General features: G+C 41.0%; 19 protein-coding genes. 3 read left to right on the top strand and 16 right to left on the bottom strand.

Features of this window, described 5'->3' with window-relative positions:
* Position 1 precedes the first annotated feature (1 nt).
* Both EGM47_RS05060 and purE read right to left on the bottom strand, forming a co-directional pair.
* On the bottom strand, positions 2 to 241 hold the full coding sequence (locus tag EGM47_RS05060; RefSeq protein WP_124979717.1) for a hypothetical protein: 240 nt from the start codon (positions 239 to 241) through the stop codon (positions 2 to 4).
* Complete coding sequence (gene purE / locus EGM47_RS05055; RefSeq protein WP_124979716.1) at positions 234 to 728, bottom strand: 5-(carboxyamino)imidazole ribonucleotide mutase; 495 nt, start codon at positions 726 to 728, stop codon at positions 234 to 236. The genes EGM47_RS05060 and purE overlap by 8 nt, the downstream gene beginning before the upstream one ends.
* Before the next feature lie 159 nt (positions 729 to 887).
* On the opposite strand from purE, the gene msrB (EGM47_RS05050) reads away from it, so the two are divergent.
* Positions 888 to 1,412: a peptide-methionine (R)-S-oxide reductase MsrB gene (gene msrB, locus EGM47_RS05050; protein WP_124979715.1), complete on the top strand. Its 525-nt coding sequence runs from the start codon at positions 888 to 890 to the stop codon at positions 1,410 to 1,412.
* A 38-nt stretch (positions 1,413 to 1,450) separates the two neighbouring features.
* Positions 1,451 to 1,828 (top strand): peptide-methionine (R)-S-oxide reductase MsrB, encoded by a 378-nt coding sequence (gene msrB / locus EGM47_RS05045; RefSeq protein WP_124979714.1) that lies wholly within the window; start codon positions 1,451 to 1,453, stop codon positions 1,826 to 1,828.
* A 403-nt stretch (positions 1,829 to 2,231) separates the two neighbouring features.
* Here msrB (EGM47_RS05045) and EGM47_RS05040 read toward each other — a convergent pair whose 3' ends face one another.
* From EGM47_RS05040 to EGM47_RS05025, 4 genes are all read right to left on the bottom strand, one after another.
* Entirely contained in the window at positions 2,232 to 2,882 is a 651-nt protein-coding gene (locus EGM47_RS05040) for a CPBP family intramembrane glutamic endopeptidase (RefSeq protein ID WP_124979713.1), read from the bottom strand.
* A gap of 115 nt (positions 2,883 to 2,997) precedes the next feature.
* Entirely contained in the window at positions 2,998 to 3,825 is an 828-nt protein-coding gene (locus EGM47_RS05035; RefSeq protein WP_164510824.1) for a LytR/AlgR family response regulator transcription factor, read from the bottom strand.
* A gap of 243 nt (positions 3,826 to 4,068) precedes the next feature.
* Positions 4,069 to 4,821, bottom strand: coding sequence for a hypothetical protein (locus EGM47_RS05030; protein WP_124979711.1), 753 nt, complete (start codon positions 4,819 to 4,821; stop codon positions 4,069 to 4,071).
* Between the two features lie 36 nt (positions 4,822 to 4,857).
* A complete protein-coding gene (locus EGM47_RS05025; protein ID WP_124979710.1) occupies positions 4,858 to 5,460 on the bottom strand; it encodes a hypothetical protein in 603 nt (200 codons plus the stop codon).
* A 211-nt stretch (positions 5,461 to 5,671) separates the two neighbouring features.
* On the opposite strand from EGM47_RS05025, the gene EGM47_RS05020 reads away from it, so the two are divergent.
* Positions 5,672 to 5,890 carry a hypothetical protein gene (locus EGM47_RS05020; RefSeq protein ID WP_124979709.1) on the top strand — a complete coding sequence of 73 codons (219 nt, stop codon included), beginning with the start codon at positions 5,672 to 5,674 and terminating at the stop codon, positions 5,888 to 5,890.
* Here the strand turns inward: EGM47_RS05020 and crcB are convergent.
* The 10 genes from crcB to EGM47_RS04970 form a co-directional block, all read right to left on the bottom strand.
* Positions 5,883 to 6,251, bottom strand: a complete 369-nt coding sequence (gene crcB, locus EGM47_RS05015; protein ID WP_124979708.1) for a fluoride efflux transporter CrcB — start codon at positions 6,249 to 6,251, stop codon at positions 5,883 to 5,885. The genes EGM47_RS05020 and crcB overlap by 8 nt on opposite strands.
* A 6-nt stretch (positions 6,252 to 6,257) precedes the next feature.
* On the bottom strand, positions 6,258 to 7,280 hold the full coding sequence (locus tag EGM47_RS05010) for an SRPBCC family protein (protein ID WP_124979707.1): 1,023 nt from the start codon (positions 7,278 to 7,280) through the stop codon (positions 6,258 to 6,260).
* Positions 7,281 to 7,680: 400 nt separating this feature from the next.
* Positions 7,681 to 8,307 carry a response regulator transcription factor gene (locus tag EGM47_RS05005; protein WP_124979706.1) on the bottom strand — a complete coding sequence of 209 codons (627 nt, stop codon included), beginning with the start codon at positions 8,305 to 8,307 and terminating at the stop codon, positions 7,681 to 7,683.
* Positions 8,304 to 10,079 (bottom strand): sensor histidine kinase, encoded by a 1,776-nt coding sequence (locus EGM47_RS05000; RefSeq protein WP_124979705.1) that lies wholly within the window; start codon positions 10,077 to 10,079, stop codon positions 8,304 to 8,306. Before EGM47_RS05000 ends, EGM47_RS05005 begins: the two co-directional genes overlap by 4 nt.
* Positions 10,079 to 10,633 (bottom strand): hypothetical protein, encoded by a 555-nt coding sequence (locus EGM47_RS04995; protein WP_124979704.1) that lies wholly within the window; start codon positions 10,631 to 10,633, stop codon positions 10,079 to 10,081. The genes EGM47_RS05000 and EGM47_RS04995 overlap by 1 nt, the downstream gene beginning before the upstream one ends.
* 160 nt (positions 10,634 to 10,793) lie before the next feature.
* Positions 10,794 to 12,131, bottom strand: a complete 1,338-nt coding sequence (locus tag EGM47_RS04990) for a M28 family peptidase (protein WP_124979703.1) — start codon at positions 12,129 to 12,131, stop codon at positions 10,794 to 10,796.
* A gap of 72 nt (positions 12,132 to 12,203) precedes the next feature.
* Complete coding sequence (locus EGM47_RS04985; RefSeq protein WP_124979702.1) at positions 12,204 to 12,863, bottom strand: hypothetical protein; 660 nt, start codon at positions 12,861 to 12,863, stop codon at positions 12,204 to 12,206.
* Between the two features lie 80 nt (positions 12,864 to 12,943).
* Entirely contained in the window at positions 12,944 to 14,422 is a 1,479-nt protein-coding gene (locus tag EGM47_RS04980; RefSeq protein WP_124979701.1) for a vanadium-dependent haloperoxidase, read from the bottom strand.
* Positions 14,423 to 14,915: 493 nt separating this feature from the next.
* Positions 14,916 to 16,193 (bottom strand): serine hydrolase domain-containing protein, encoded by a 1,278-nt coding sequence (locus EGM47_RS04975; protein ID WP_124979700.1) that lies wholly within the window; start codon positions 16,191 to 16,193, stop codon positions 14,916 to 14,918.
* Between the two features lie 754 nt (positions 16,194 to 16,947).
* On the bottom strand, positions 16,948 to 17,828 hold an 881-nt coding region (locus EGM47_RS04970), incomplete at its 5' end, for a T9SS type A sorting domain-containing protein (RefSeq protein WP_164510823.1).

Below are 17,828 nucleotides of genomic sequence, written 5' to 3'. Positions count from 1 at the left end.
GTCATAGAAAGAGATAGCCGTAACCAAATAGGAGGATCATGAGGCTGACGTGTATGATACCCAGATAGTTATAATTTTTTTCAGTGAGTTGTCTGTTGATAATGATCGCCATCAAAAAATGGATACCTCCAGCGGTCAAATACTGCCATTGGACTTGATGTCGCTGAGTCAATGCATAAACCCACCAGATCAAAGTTCCAAAAATGACCAGTAATGAAGCCAGTTGATAAGCTCTAGACATTTTTTTGCATTTCAGCGGCTGCTGCTGTCACCTTCTCTTTCAGGCTTTCTTTATAGTCAATAATACGGTTCCTGATATCTTGCTGAGTAGCACCAAGTATTTGTGCAGCCAGAATACCGGCGTTCTTGGCACCGTTCAGTGCGACGGTAGCCACGGGAACACCTCCTGGCATCTGAAGAATACTGAGCACACTGTCCCAACCATCAATGGAATTACTCGATTTTACGGGAACTCCAATCACGGGAAGCGGAGAAAGACTGGCTACCATTCCTGGAAGATGCGCTGCACCTCCTGCTCCGGCGATGATGACACCTATTCCTTTTTGGTGGGCGGTTTTTCCAAATTCAAACATCTTTTCTGGGGTACGATGAGCGCTGACCACGTCCACCTGTACCTCAACCTGTAATTCTTTTAATACGTCAATGGCGTCCTGCATGACCGGTAGGTCACTGGTAGAACCCATGATGATAGCAACTTTCTTATTCATAAGGTAAAACTAGGCTTTTTGGGGCAGAATTGGAATAGTTGGCACTGGTTTCAGAGGATCAATAAGCAAAAAATTGTGATGTTTTTGGGATAATACTTAACAGAATTGAAACAAGCTAAAGTCCTATTACTATTTAATTTTATCACAAATACATTTGACATGCAAAAATTATTTTTACTTGTTGCCTTGGTATTGCTTGCTTCTTGTGGCAATAAAAATAAGGATATGGCAATGAATGGCACGACCAGCAATAGCCAGCAAAAGCAATATAAGGTTACTAAATCCAATGAGGAGTGGAAAGAAATCCTGACGCCTGAGGAATACCAAATCCTACGTCAGGCCGGTACTGAAAGACCTTTTACGAGTCCTCTGAATGAAGAAACTTCACCAGGTACATTGATCTGTGCTGCTTGTAGAGCACCTTTGTACAACAATGAAAACAAATTTAAATCCGGTACAGGATGGCCCAGTTATGATCGAGCCATCGATGGACAAGTAGAGCGGGACGTAGATTATAAAATTGGTTATGCACGTACTGAGCTCAAGTGCAATACCTGTGGTAGTCATTTGGGTCATGAATTTGACGATGGTCCCAGGGAAACCACTGGAAAGAGGCATTGTATCAATGGCGTCGCCCTGGACTTCGTGGCCGAGGGAGAAGAACTACCCGCTTTAAGACAGTAAAGCAATATTTAGTTGTTTAACACGCAAAACAATACCACATGACCGAAGAAGAATACAAGAAACAATTGTCACCAGCGCAATATCATATTCTACGAGAAAAGGGAACCGAGCGTCCTTTTACCGGCGAATATAATACCCACTATGAAGACGGAGTTTATAGCTGTGCGGCTTGCGGAAATGATTTATTTCGCTCTGAGCAAAAGTTTGATTCAGGTTGTGGGTGGCCCTCCTTCGATGACGAAATTGAAGGAGCCATCGAGCGCCAACGCGATACTTCTCACGGCATGATCCGTACGGAAATTATGTGTGCCAATTGCGGGAGTCACTTGGGGCATGTTTTTAACGATGGTCCCACTCCCACGGGTATACGTCATTGCGTCAATAGTTTAAGTCTTGATTTTAGAGAAGAAGATTAGTTCTAAAGATGTTGGGCAGACGGATGTTTGTTCAGTAATAAACTCGTCTGACTATTATACAAGTTTTGATTTGACGTGCGCTTACAACCCATTGGTAAATCTCCTTAGAGAATAGATTCGAGTTGAAATAATGATCAATCAATCATCGCGCTCACCACAAAAGCCTAGTCTTTGATAGCTTCCCAAATTTGTGGTTGCTGGGTACGGGATTGAAGGTCCATCAAGATAAGCCCTTGGTTCCGCTTACTGTTGATGATCGTATCCTCATGGTCGGCTGGCTTGTCGATAATTTGCCACCAACGATAAATGAAAAAGATGAGGTCTGTCGAATGGCTGAATCAGGGATGCCGAAAAGTTTCCTTTTGCATGATAACATCAGATCATTTTTATTTAATGACTGTCATCATATCCATCCGTAATAAAAATACAGTACAGCCACTGTATCTATGCTGCCATGCACCACAATATTGAACCAGAGATCGCTTTTGCGCAGGTGAAAAATAATCGCCAAGATCATTCCCGTTATGCCTGCCACGATCTGACCGGTGATGCCCTGATAGGAATGGACAAATCCGAATAATAGGCCTAACAACAAGATGTTTAGGATCACGCTGAGGGTACTCGATCCAAAAAACTTGATAAACTGTTGCATAAGGTAGCCCCTAAATACGATCTCTTCGGCAAAGGCTGCAGAACTCCATATATAGACCAATAACACCAGACAACTTACTACATCGCCTTCATAAACATCAAATGCAGATAGATCAATAGTTTGACCTGTGAATTGCGTCACCAAAGGTAAAATCAGATACGCGTAAGCCATAAACATTAATACCCCACATAAAGGTGCCCAGAGCAAGAGGTTTTTGACCATTAAATTTTTACGCTGAAAGCCCAAGAACCTAAAGCCATTTTTTTTATGCTCAAGGAAACTTGCGAGGAGAAGTAATAGGGCTACTGGAATCATTTGAAAATACCCAAGCTGGAATATCAGCACACAAATGGTCAAGGCAATTATGGGAATCAAAACGGATTTTAAACTCAAAGTTTTCATTATTTGTTGGATTTTGTTGATGGGACAAAGCAACAATGAAAATTCAGTGAATTCCAGTAATATCCATAGGTTTCTACTGAATGGTAGCAGATTGATGACCGAATGGACAGCCGATTTACAGGTGTAATTCCATCCAGTCCATTAGCGACTGTTTTTTATAACGACTGATGTTGATTTCCACTTGCTCGTGGGCAGGTAAACTGGGTTGAAGTCTGACCAACATTTTTCCGTTTTCAATAGATTTGACTTGATCTACGGCCCTGGGATGTATAATGAATTGGCGATTGGCCCTAAAAAAGACTTGCTTTTCCAGATTTGACTCCAATTCGTTCAGGTTAAAATCGGTGGTGATCATCTCAGCTTCTGTAGTGACTAGTCTTACGATTTTATGTTCGCTAAAAAAATAAGCCAGCTGATCGAATTGGATGTACCTGACTCGGCCAGAAGAGGTGATTTTAAGTTTTTTATCAGACTTAAGTTGTGTGTAAATGGCATAAACATCTGCTGCCATCAATATGCTGATCAATAGGGCAGAGGAGATCATGGAAATGGAATAGCCACTCAAAAAGTGGTAAAGCTCAAGCGCATCTACGCCGTTGAATACAATATTCAAAGTCAAATAAAACAAGATGTAAACAACTGTGATATAGCAGAGCGTACTGAGCATAAATTTGACAAGGATGCCAACGTTAATGCCATTTACAAAGTGTTTGCGTTTGAAATACTCAAAGTTATAGTAGGCGATGACCAGCATGATACCACCCAGTATTACAGAGGCCAAAACGGGAATCCACGGGAAGCTGTAGTCTTCGTGAAAAGGGAAATGTTCTGGTTCGGTAAGGTGATTGGCCAGTATGGATAGCAGTATGATGACCACTATATTTCTCGCCCAAAAATTATGCGGACTGATCAGGTTTTTTATGGACTCAGAAAAAGTACCCATAAGGATTGAATACTGAATGCGTTGGTTTGAAAAGGGTAAAAATATAGAATTATTGCATGTAAAGGTCAAGCCAAGTTTTATATGATTGAATTTTCGTGACTTGTAACTAAGTCGAGTCGCCACCATGAAAAACACTAGCTTTTTCTATAGGATGCAGCCACTATTTAATCGTTATGGTTAGGCGACGTATAGGTATTCGCTTTCGCGAAAGCGAACCCAGTTGACATTTTGATCTACGGTAGATCAAGGTAAAATAACTGGCCCCAGTATATGCATCCACCCTACAAAACCGGATATACCGCCCACCAGACCGGCGATTATAAATGTAAATCGCAATGATTTAGGAATGAAGCAGAAGATCACATAGCAGGAAATTCCAAGTCCGATCACTGCCAAAGGAATGGCTACACTGCCATTGGGAAGACTCAATTGGTGAGATATCTTGGCCTCATCACCGCCAAACCATACACCGTTGGGCGCGATAAGTTCACGGAAAATAGCCAAAGTTGGATTGGACACCTGTCTTAACCAAAATAAAGCAAGGAATACACCAAGCCAATCCCACAACTTCCAGGCTTGCATTGCTTTCCACCGTCGCCTATAGATTAAATTAAATAAACCTATCACACCAGTAAGCATGGTTTGAATCGGACCACCTATTGTGATGAATAGTGAATCATTGTTTTTCTCGCTGTAAAAGCGATCTCTTATTTCCTGGCGATAGATTCTATATTGATCCAGATCAATCTGCGACCACTCCCGGAAACTCAGGCCAGTATATTTGTGTCGCAATTGTTTTGATGCGATCACATTGGGGTCACTTGAATACCCCGATGGGTTATAATTCATACTGCCGTAATGCAGTTGCGTCTCGTATCCTAAGGATTCGGCCACTAAAATATGACCGTATTCATGACTTAAAGTTCCGATAACCGTAAATAGGATAAAGCCCATTATCAGTAAGACAAAGGCTTTGATATGAAAGGTGAAAGACATCGGTCTGGTGTTGATGTTGAAAGGTTCTTTATCAGTTCAGTTGTTTCCTTCCTGGGAATTATTAAAATCCACCAAATCATCCCAAAAGTCAATACGCTTCTCTGTGTGGGAGAAGTTTTGGGGATGTAAACCAGCAACGCCGAATTCATTTTTAAAATAGTCAATCAGGTCAACTCCATAACGGATAATGTCTGTTTGATAAACCGAATAAACTGGATTTCCTGGTTCTGTGGGAGCACTGGGCATATATCGATGTGAATAAATGGGAATCAACAGAGGTTGCCTAGCCATATCATCTATGACTACTCGCTTTTTTTCTTCAAAACTATCAGGTTGTGTTCCCCAATGTTTGAACCAAAATGAGTTGTGCTTAATGTCAAACAATAAACCTTCCAAGGGTGCATTCAGTCGGCGCTCCAGCTCAGCTTTGCCTTTTTCACTATTCAATGCATATCGCCAGTGAACAAATCCTGGATTGACAGGGAGCGCGGCACATAAAAACATTTTTAGGTCGGCCGGAAACACGATCTCAAATTGCTTTTTTATTCTATAGATCTCTTCGGATGATAGACCTCGATCAAATGAAATGGATTGATTCTTTAGTTGTGCTATAATTTGATCTATCTGATTTTGCTTCATCTGACTTTCAATTAAATACTTCGCCGTTGTGATTTGAGGAACTTATTCATGGCAGTCGATCGTGGCAAATCCGTTTCTGCAATAATTGGGTTCATAAAACCGAACTTATGAACAATTTAGTAAAACAAGTTAAATAATAGGTAATTGATAAGGCATTAACTAGTTGGATACCACATATGGTTGATTTTTGTAATCAAATTAAAACATTACTATGAATCGTTTTATACTCGTATTAGCTATCATTACTGGTTTGACAGGAATCGTAGGCTTCAATTTTGATACGCCATTGACAACACTTTTGCGCATCACATTTCTGATTGCTGCAGATATTTTGGTTATTCTATTATTGGCCAAATTATTTTTTGCGGGTAATCGTTTGGCGCGTCGATCTGTAAAAAAATCATCTATTGAAACTACTCAAGTCAGATAAGCCGCTGAACACCAAAATAACTTATACTCAATACCAAAGTTCCTAACACAATACTTGCCACTAAATAACCTGAAGCCTGTGCTATGTCACCGGCTTTTAGTAGTTGAAATAGTTCTGCTCCAAAGGTGGAAAAAGTGGTCAGACCTCCGCAAAAACCTATACCCAGAAGCAGGAACCAGGTTTCTGATATATTTTCTCTGTGCCATAAGCCTATGATTAGGCCCAACAGCAAACATCCCATTACATTGACGCTCAATGTAGGAATCCATTTAATTCCCTGAGAATTGATTAGGATAGCGATCCAATATCGCAAACTAGATCCTAATCCACCTCCTACAAAGACCAAAAGGAGTTCCTTCATTATTTATTATTGAATTGGCAGGTATACTTCCGTCAGGAAATTTGCCGGATTAGGTGTCAGGCTTGGATCAGTTTTATAAATCTCATAAGGTGGGGCTTCAGCCTCTTGGAGTCCATTTTGTTGAATAAAATTCTGACCTTGATTCCATGCTTCCTGCAAGTGTTCGTAAGAACCTTTGAGTGTCACTTTAACCGCTTTTCCTGGTTCGCGATAACTACATAACACATTACTATCGGTCTCAGTGATTACTCTATCCTTAACCGGTATGGCTGCAGAAAAGATCACACTATTATTGGTAGGATCAAATTTTTCATAGATACTCATAGGCATCCCGTACATATCTATGTTATTTCGCTGCATATATGCCATGATATTCTGAAGCATTTGACCCATGATTGCAGAAAAATTATCCATATTGGCACTTGAGGACATATAGAGATAGTAGCCTCCACCCGTTTGTATAATACCATCTACATTCGTGCTATAAATGGCCATTTCCTTTTGAAGATGAGCATCCAGCTGATTTAAACTTTGGGTGTACATGGGGCGAATTTCTTCTTCCATATCAATACCAAAAACTTTACCTACGGCTTTCTCGATCAATCCTTGCTCGCCTTTGATGTTCCAGGTGATTTGGGTACCCTGTTCGACAGGTTCCAGGACCATGGTCACGTCGCTATTAGAAACTGCGAGCCCACTGTCGTAAGTCATGTCCATAGATACTCTTTTATTGGGATCAAGGCCGGTGATGACCATTTTACCATCGCCATGTTCATCTTCAAAGGTAAAATAGGCATCTACGCCACTGGTTTGCTGGCCTAATGTGAGTTCTACATCTTCTTTATCTAACCAACCATTCCAGTTTTCCCAGTTTTTAAAATCCTCGATCTCCTCATAGACTAATGACGGCGGAGCATCGATCACTTTGGTTTCTGTAATATCGTATGTTCCATCCAAAAGGGCAAAATAGATCGCACCTCCAATGATCAGGATGAGTAGTAATAATAAAATGTACTTGAGGGCTTTCATAAACGTTGGCATTTCATCCAAATATACGATGAACGCAAAATTTACAGCACAACAAATTAGATTTTAGCCTGATTCCAGTATTAAATCATTCCAACTGCAGTCTCTCACTGGATTGACATTAATTGACCAAGCTCAGTAGGAATATGGTAAGAGCTTACCGAAATGTTGTAAAATAAAAACTGCCGGTGAATGCCGACAGTTCTTCGAAAGTCTGCTGAAGACTTTCTTCCCCCTAAAAATGTAATTCGTTTGGTTGGTTAAGTGTTGGTTCAAAATTAAGAGCCATCTGTCGAAATTGGAATACCCCTTTATGGGTATTTTGTTGTAGGAATATTGGTTGAAAAACTTATAAAAATTAACAAAAGATAATAAATCCGTTTAACGGTAATTTTCCCTGTCTTTATTTATAGTGTTTGAATTGAGAAAGTGCGTACCGCATGAGTTCGCCTTTGCCTTTAAGACCCAGTTTTTGAATCATGTTTTTGCGATGTTTTGAAATAGTACTTACCGCTGTAAATCTGATGGCCGCAATTTCTGAACTACTCTTTCCTTGCGCGATCAATTTAAGGATTTCGGATTCACTAGGAGATAATAATGTGATTTGATCTGATTTCTCTTCCTTTTCAATACTGTCAATAGCAATGGAAGAGTCAAAGTATCTTTCACCTCGATAAACTGCTTTGATGGCATTGCGGACCTCTTCCAGCGGTCGACGTTTGAGTATATAGCCTCGAGCACCTGCCTCAAGCATATCCCTAATCGCTTCTTCATTTTCAAACATGGAAAAAGCAATAATTTTAAGATTGGGTTGTTTCTCTAGCGCTTTTTCACAGAGTTGAATACCATTCATGCGAGGCATACTCACATCTGTCAACAGTACATCTGGTTTTTTGTGTTCGAGAATTTCCAAGAGTTCCTTCCCATCTTTCGCGGTATCCAAAATGTTGATTTCTTCGTCATATTTGAATAGCAATTGAATTCCATCTATGAGCGATTCATGATCTTCAGCAATAAGTAATTGTATCATATGATTGGAATATCAATGGTTATGGTTGTCCCTCGACGAGGATCTGAATCAATTTCAAAACTACCCTCTAGGGCTTCAATGCGTTTTTCAATATTACTCAAGCCCATACCACTTGTTTCGGGTAAATAGGTTGGGTCAAATCCATCTCCATTATCTTCGACCATGATATTGATATCTTTTTCATGGGCGGTCAAACTTATAGTAACTATGCTGGCATTGGCATGTCTGATAACATTGCTCAACAATTCTTGGATACTTCTGAAAATAAGTAGTTCCAAGCTATTGTCCAGTCGTTTATCTAATCCATGATGTAGGACTTTTACCTCAGTTTTGTTTCCCAGGCTAATTTTGCCCGCCAAATTTTCAATCGAGGGTATCAAACCTTGACTAGCAAGAACACCACTATTTTTACGATGGGACAATTGCCTGATGGTTTCATAAGTGTCATTTAACAGCTGTTCGGCACGGTCGTATACAAGTTGAGCCTGCTGGGTTGGAACATTTTTTTTCAATTCCTCAAAATACAGTCGCACGGTGGTCAGCGAACTCCCTAAATTGTCGTGTAGTTCTTCTGCCAGTCTTTTGCGTTCTTTTTCCTGCCCTGAAATCATGGCGTCAATGGTGGCCAATTCTTGGTTTTTGAGTATTGAATCTGCTCGTTGTTTTTCCAGCTCTCTTTGTTTGATGGCCAACTGACGCTTTTTGCGTTGATTGTTATAAATCATTCCAGCAGCCAGCAATAGGAGTAAAGCTATCCCAGATACTGCAAATAGTTGCGCACGGTTGCGTTGTAGTTCAGCTTCTGACTCTAGTAATTCACTTTCCTTTTGTGCGGTTTGGTATTTGGCTTCCAGGTCTTCAATAGATCTGGCGGTTGCGGCGTCCTGAAGAGAATCCGTTAAACTGGCTTTTTGCTGGTAAATTTCAGCACTTTGCTGATAATCACCATTGAGATAGTAAGTATCGGCAAGGTCGAGCAACACCATGTTTTTTTTGGTCAGGTCTGTCAGTGGTCCATAGTCTTCCAAGGTCAGTTGGTAATACTGGATTGCCTGGTCCAATGCTCCAGCATTTTTTAAAGTTTTGGCCTTATTCAGATACATATCCTTAACAATGACAGAATCTTTCTTGTTCTGATAGTAAGGTATTACCTGATCTAAAAAGTACAAAGCTGAATCGGTTTGTCCGGCCAAATCGTAAAAAACGGATAGATTGGCCTGAATGTCCATTAAGGTTTCATCCAGCCTAGCCTTTTCTGCCCGACTCCTGCTTTGTCTGAGTAAGGCGAGGCCCTTGTTCAAATCACCTTCCTTTCCAAAGTCCAACATACTAAGTTGGTAGAAGTCACACTTGATCAGTTTTATAGGGTCGTTAAGCCGGCGCGCAAGATTACAATTTTCTTGCACCAGCCGCTGCGGACTATTGCCATCTTCGATGTTTGAGACGTAGGTGTATATGAGCTCATCGTTGATATCAAATAAAAGCTCAGGTTCACTTTTTGGAACCTGGTTTTTTGCTTTAAGCAATTGTTTAAATACTGTGATATCATCACTGCCCTGGCCGTTTAATACCAGGGCTTTTAGATATTGAAACCTGGCTTTTGTAGTACTAGCCATCTTTAGCGTATCTTGTTGATGCAGTAAACGCTTGGCTTGTTTAAAATCTTTGGTGTCTATCAGCTCCTTGATTGGGTCAAGGGAACCTGTTTGTGCCAGGATGACAGGTCCTACTACAAATAGTAATAGAAGCGATAAGTATTTACCCTTTGTCACTATTCAGTTGGCCTTTTCAATACATGGCCTCTTATCAAAGGTTCCATTATTTCCTCTGGCAAACTATCTGCTTTACACGCACTGTTATCCGCAACATCAATTATCGTGTAAATAAATTCTTTTCTTACATCATTTTTTAATGGAAAAGAAACGATTTTATCTCCGTCGCTTGATTTCTCATAAAGTTCAATTTTCAACTCTTGATCTCCCCCAGGAGTCTTTACAAACTCAGCATGTTGAACATTTTTAAATGGAGGCGTGGACCTGAATTCTACGTTATCAATATTGCCCTGATTGTCTATTCTAAATTTACCCTCAAGACCTGTGATTGGTTGCTGATCTTTTGTTTGAGCAATAATTATATATTGATTATAAATGATTTCATTGACAGAATTACTTATTTTACAGTAATCAAAGTCATCATCAGTCATCGATTTTTCCACTTTTTCCTCATCAGGAGATTCAGTGATCTGATCATATTCTGTTGTATTTTCTTTACAACTTACAATAACTATTAAAACAACTACAAGACTGAAATATGGCTTAAAATTCATAAGGTTGGTTTTATTGGTTAAAAATGAAGAATTTTACTGACCCGAACAATACCCAATAAGGGGTATATAATATTATACGCGCAATCAAATTACTGAATAAATCTCACAAACAAAAAGCCTTCCTAATGGGGAAGAACCTTGTAAAATAAAATACCCAGATTTATCTGAAAACACCGGTTGGAAAACTGACCACACTTTCTATGCCATCAGCACCTACGGCAGCCACTCCAAAAAAGGAATTATCGATCACGATGCCATCTAAGGTAAAACTCGTTACATTTCCAACATAACGGCTATTTTCCCAAATCGGGCTAGTGGTATCCCGCCAGTAAATTTTGTAACCCACAGCTCCTTCCACTGGCTTCCATCTCAACTTTGCACTGGGCTCTACAATACCACCAATTTCTACTTGCTGTGGTCGGGTAGGGGCCCATGCCAGTTGTGCCAAGTTGATCGCATTGACAGCGGTAAGTTTTTTGGCATAGGCAAAATTGACATGTTTTACCACATCGCCGTATTCGATTCCGTTTTCTGTCCTGATATCCTGATGTTGTTGGGTATAATTCTCATGAGCCTCCATGATCCTGACGCCTGGAAAACCTAAATCATTGAACGGACGATGATGACCGCCACGGCCAAAACGATCCAATCTATACACCATCATAGGCTTCATTTCGGGCATATAGGTCTTCACACTGTTGTGGATATATCTTGCCAATTGTCTGGAAATTCCATCCACTTCACCGCCATAAAATCGTCGGCCTCGTATTTGTCTTTCTGAATCAGTAGGGTCGGTGGGTTCAGCAAAAATTCTGAATTCACGGTTATCGATCACGCCATCCACCCCTTTAATATTACCGATCATATCGTTATTTAAGAATCCGATCACCTCCCAGTTTTGCTTTTGGGCATAATCTGCAAGGCCTTTACCGCCAAATAACCCTTGTTCCTCACCGCTCAACCCCACATAAACGATGCTATTGGGAAATTTGCGTTTACTCAACACCCGAGCCGCTTCTAAGGTTCCGGCCATACCGCTGGCGTTGTCATTGGCTCCCGGTGCATCAGTGGTAAAATCCATCGTATCACTGGCCCTGGAATCGATATCACCGCTCATCATCACCATTTTGTTGGGATGTGTCGTACCGCGCTGGATGGCCACTACATTAACTACCCAGGCATCCTTGGGGATTCGACTTCCCATGTCGGTAGTCACAAAATCTTTTTGATAAAAAACCTCCAAACAACCACCACAATCTCTTGAAATTTTGTCAAACTCGGCTTTGATCCATCGTCTAGCCGCTCCAATTCCGCGGGTGTTCGAAATCGTGTCTGAAAAAGTATTTCTAGTACCAAAACCTGCTAGCTTGCGGATGTCATTTTCTATGCGTTGGGCACTTGTTTCCTCGATGATGTTGTATAGATCGAGTTGGTGCTCACTGGGGACCTGGGCATAACCAAGGCAAGAAAAAAAGAAAATACAAATTAAAATACGCATGATAACTGGTTTTATTTGAATGATGTTGGTATCGCTTTCGCGAAAGCGAAAAGACAACAATTAAAGATGAGTTTAATCTTCCACGCTTACATTCACATCTGCCTCATCGGTAGTAAAATCGGCTTTGTTGATCCAATAGTCTGAGGTGATGAGTTCGTATTGATGATTGTCCAATGCCCTAAAATACCAAATAATGTCCGAAGCTTCTTCAAAAGCTTTCTCACCGACCAATTGGTCTTTGAACAACCGTTTAAAGGTCGCATGTTCATCAATCAAGGGAGCAACCGCCCTTAATGCGATAGCCTCGTCTATTACTACGCTGCTGTCATGGTGCGGTTGTATGTCCAGGTGAATGACACTGGCCTTTGCATGCGGGAATTTACCATTATAGGCTTTATATAAGAGTACGTTGATATCAAAAAGTCGGGCGTGGAAAGAGATATCTGAATAATGTTCAGCTACGTTTTCTTTGAGCATATCATTGGAGATTTGCTCGATTTGTCCGTCGTTTAATTGGTTGCCTAATCTGAATTGAAGCAATAATGCAGCTGCTTCCTGTGGATCATATTCTTTGATCGCCATAAACAGCAACTCCCTGACTTCATCATCGCTGGCCTCACCTGGGTCACCTAATTCGTAGACTTCCAATAATTGGATAAAGTCATCGCGGGTCCAACGATCAGGAATTTCATCAATTGATTTGATATTGTCAAGCCTGACTTTATATTTCATTCGTTTATTTTGAATGCTCTAAGATAATGACGTCGTGAAGACACTCCTATTAAAATGCATTTAAAATATCGATGTCTGGCTTAATTAATTCCCATGTGCTTTTTGTAAAAACTCCAGGCTTCATGAGCCACATCACGACCTAGTTTCAGACCAGCGACGTTGTCGGCCTCAATGTGATATCCACCCAAGACTCTCGATTTTCCAGCCATTTCGGCTGTTTGAGTAAATGTGGGGAAATGCAGGGTAACCGTTTCACCCAACTCATAGGGGTCTGTGAGTGCCCCTGCAGTTAACGTGACAGACTCACCAAATTCATCACTGCCGGTCCAAAGTTTTAAAGCCTCGGCACAACCGCCGCTGATGGTGCTGTGACCCGAAACATAACTAGGAAATGGCGGACAAAGAAAGGTGGCAGGACTGTAAGGCCTCCATTGATTTCCATCCATTTTTTTAAAACCTTGACCTTCACCAGCCCATCCGGTGATGGTTTTTCCGCCGTAGTAATGATGCACAAGTGCAAAGGGTCGGGCAAAATCGTAATGCATTTTTGCATCCCACGAGGCAATAAAGGCATCCATGGCCACGATTTGGTTATAAAAATACATGCTTACATCTTGGTCAAGTGTATGCTGGTCACGTCTGGATACATCCTGTGCAAATTTTAACCAATGGCCAGCTTGTTGGACAGATTGAGGTCCATCACGCATAAATTCCACCAGCGCCTTTTGCTCATCGCTTAAATTTTGCTGGAGTTCAACCACTTCCTTCACCTCTTCTTTCAATTGGTCTGAACCTATCATCGGTGGCGGGCCAGGTCTGAATTGATCGGCTGATTGTAGAGCTATAGGCTCGACATGTTGCCAGAACGGAGTAAGGCAGGAAGGGGCAAATTTACCTCCTTGTCCATCATCAAAATATTTAGGCTGCCAGCGATTGATATCAGTGTTGTTATCTACATTATTTACGGGCTGGTAATTGGTATAATCAAAATAGGCCTCTCCAGGAGTGCTACTTTGGTTTCCGTACTGATTGGAACCATCATTTCTTCTGGCATCGATCACAGCTTTCGCCGCAAGATTTCCGATTCCAGCTGGAGTTGTTGGATCCATGTTTTTATCACTGGGATCTAACCCCATTTTTTTCATCTGCTCGGCAAAATAGGTCGAATCGGCTGGATAATATTCACACATAGCTTTAAAGGCAGCATAACTGATGGCAACTTCCTTTTGGGCTTCAGTGAATTCTTCTGCTGGCCTGCGTGGAACACCTTCTAAATAAACAGGCATGGCTTTATGGTCATATCTTGACCAGGCATCAAACACCGCTGTAAAAATTAATCCTAAAAACCGAGAGGTAATGGTGGGTCTAGGTTTAAAACGCTCGGTGTCTCTGGCAGTAGCTTCTAAAGCTATTGCTCCCCATTGATACGCACGATTGTCTACTCCTTTTTTAATGTTTTGATCAGTGGTGATTGAGGTATTTTGATCTGTTTCTTGAGAAGAATCCTTACAGGAAGTAAGACTAAGTAGCAGGAAAAGAAAAGTGAGTATTTTATTCATATCAAAGGTTGAGTTTTAGCATATTAGTTAGGGCTGGTGCATTTAATTGATATCACTATGAAGCGTAGGTTCCCTTACACATGGAGTGTAAGGGCCAACAAGCGCATGTTTTCAGATCAATGTTCCGCACATCAGCGATAAAAAAAATCGGCTCAAAATTAAACTTTTATGCCCAATCTTAATTCTTAAGTAGTTGACCAATTAATAACTGAATCGATTTTCGGCTAATATCATGAATTTTGCTAGGTGAAAAATTACAAATTTCTTACCTATTTTTTCAAAACTACTACAAGAAGCCAGGCAGCCAGGAAAGACTTTTGGAATGATTACCATTCATTAGTGGCTTTCAAGTGTTTTTCAAGGTACTGAGATCTCACTCAGTTATCAGTAGTGTAGGTTTTGTCGCTATTATTCAGAATCATCCAGTCAATAAAGACCAATTGTAAGTAGTTCCTGGTAGAAATAAATAGTCCATGACGATTATCATATATTCTCAGTTCCCCCGGGCAAGACTTTCAGAACTCAATTGATCAAAATACTCGTTCATTGTGTCCCATATGGCGTAATACTCTAATTCTTTCGCTCGCTCATCATTACCCATATCTGTATTGATGACGATGTACCTGCCTGTGCTATTCTTTTTGTCAAAATACATCCAGGTTCCTACACCTGCATCACCACCAGAATGTCCAATATAGCCCAATGCACTATGTCCAATAAATAAGGCAGGACTATAGTCTCCATTATATGGGTTTTCTGCATTTCGCGATGCAAAGTGCTTGTCTTCCAATTGTTCTCTAAAGAATTCTTGATAGCTTTCTTTCGTTAGCAAGGTGCCCTCGCCACGATAAGCCTTAATTAGTTCAACAAGGTATTTGGCCATATCGCTACTGGACGAAATCAACATGCCATCCGGATAGGTTATAGCCGTATAAAAGGGTAGAACCGTATGGTCATTTCTATATAATCTGGAATGTTTAGTGATATCCACATCTTCTAATGACCAACCTGATGCCTGCATGCCTAGCGGTAGTAAAATGTGTTCTTCGGTAAAGGAATTATAGGCTTGACCTGTGGCTCTTTCAATGATCAATGCACAGAGTGTAGCACCTACATTGGAGTAAATGTAGCGTTCACCAGGTCTAAATTCTGAATAATTATCTGCTTGAAAATATCCTCCATTGGTTTGCAAATAGGATTTCAAATATTGATCCATCTTTGCGAAGTGTTCTGATGGGTTCAGTCTTTGGGCTGGATAATCTGTGCTCACTTCAGTCAAGTCTTGATTTTTAGTGAGCACCCAGGCTCTATTCATATATTGGTCGGTATCTTGAATACTCGAGGTATGCGTAGCCAACTGTCTTATAGTGATCATTTCATTGGGATGATTTGGGTTGATCACCGTAAAGGGCAGATAGTTTTGAATGGGATCATCCAACTTCAGTTTCCCCATTTCCTGTGCCTTTAGCAAGGCGATCCCGATAAGTGTTTTGGAAACTGAGGCAATATGTTGTAGGGTATTTTCAGTATAAACCTCTTTGGTTGCTCGATTGGAAAATCCAATGCCTTTTTCGTACAATACACCATGTTGATTGACCATAGCCACGGCAAACCCGTTGATCTGGCCGTTTTTCTGAATCGAATCCAATGCTGCGGTTAAGGAATCCCTCGCAGTTTGATTTGAATCTATAGGTTTGTTGGGGTCAGCGTTGGCCGGTTTACACGAGGAAAGGGCAATTCCTATGCATAAGGTGACCACTAGATATTTCATTGAAGACATTCTATTTTCTATAAGGATGAACCAACCAGTATTAATGTTACAGTATAGTTGCTCAACGGTAGAGATACCATCAATCGGTCTATCTGCACAGCATCATTAAAAACCTGGTCAATCCAGTTGTTGTGTCCTACGAACTGATCTTCTCTAAGTCGTAATGCTAGCCAATCAAAGGTACAATATGCCTGTTACATATCGACCATCCGGCATAGGTGATCCTCGCGGACTAGTTTACTATGAACGTCATTGACGCACAGCGCACTAGGACAGCTCGCTTTATGGGGAAGCATCTGGGAACAACATTTTTATAATTTACATTTAGCTGGGTATGTTCGCTTTCGCGAAAGCGCAATCAAGTACTGCACTTAAAATGTCAATACGCCCAGTTGCTTAGGTATCGATAGTTGTCTGTGCTAGGTCAATGTCAGGAAGCGCCTGCTGAATCAACAGTCGAGGAGGGGTTCGATATCAATTTGACCAGAAATATGGTAATCATCAACACCCGAAAACATTACAATCAACCTTGTTTCTTGGGTAGGCTTTTTCATCTGCTGTCCATGTCGAGCTATCATCTGGGTCAGATTTTCAGGAGCTGTTTGGTAGGTGATCACTCGCAAGCAGATCAATATATGTCCATCCTGAGCTCATTTCTTCATGTGGATAATTGGATATGTAGGTATTGGAAATAAAAAGAGGGCATTCCACGGAAGTGGAATACCCTCTTTAGCAAGTTTTTCAAGAACCTGTTCTAGTACACCGCCAATTTTTTGGTGAGCACTGTTCCATTTTCTGAAACGCTTTTAACAAAGTAAATACCTGTTTTTAGTTTACCATCGGTATTTATGGTCAAGGTACCACCAGTATATTTTTCCTGCATAATCAATTGACCATCGACATTGAAGATGGATATGTCAGCAGATTTTGCGCCGCTTAGCTCAATGTACAGGGTGTTGGTCATCGGGTTAGGATACATCACCATTTCATTGATCAGGGCGTTCTGATTGAAATCATTGTTGGAACCGGATTTTACACTTGAGTCACCAAAAGGAATAAGCTCCCAATGTGCAGTAGTCACATCACCATTAGCTGAATTTACGGCATTTCCGCCGATATCGGCTATATAACCACGGACAGCGTCTCTACACTCAAATTTATAGATATTACCTGATACAAGTATGGGCAACCATTCACGATTGACATAAGGACTGGCTAGATATCCTTCACTCACCCATACCAAGGGACTATTGACTCCTGTAGATGCTCTGATGGGTCCTCGGCCTACCAGTCCGTTGTCAAGCATTACATAACCGTCAGAGCTAGGAATGAAATTCCATTTCTTTTCGTCAATAGTTGATGGGGTATACAATCCAATTGCTCCACCACCTTCAGATTCCAACATGTTGCCTGTTGCGACATTTTGTAGGTAAAAGGTTCCTTGCGGAACTGCCCTATTCACAGTTATGGAAATGACAGCTTCGGCGGTTGCTCCTTCGTTATCCACAACTACTGCGCGAATGGTGTGCGTTCCTACAGAAAGCGTCTGTAAGGCTGGATCATTCTGACCAGGAGCATTCCATTCATAGGGAGCTCCATTTTCTTGTCGAATAGAAGTTGTACTTCCATCCAAAT

The organism is Nonlabens xiamenensis (assembly GCF_003865345.1).
Lineage (GTDB): Bacteria > Bacteroidota > Bacteroidia > Flavobacteriales > Flavobacteriaceae > Nonlabens > Nonlabens xiamenensis.
This window is presented reverse-complemented; position numbering and strand designations above follow the sequence as displayed.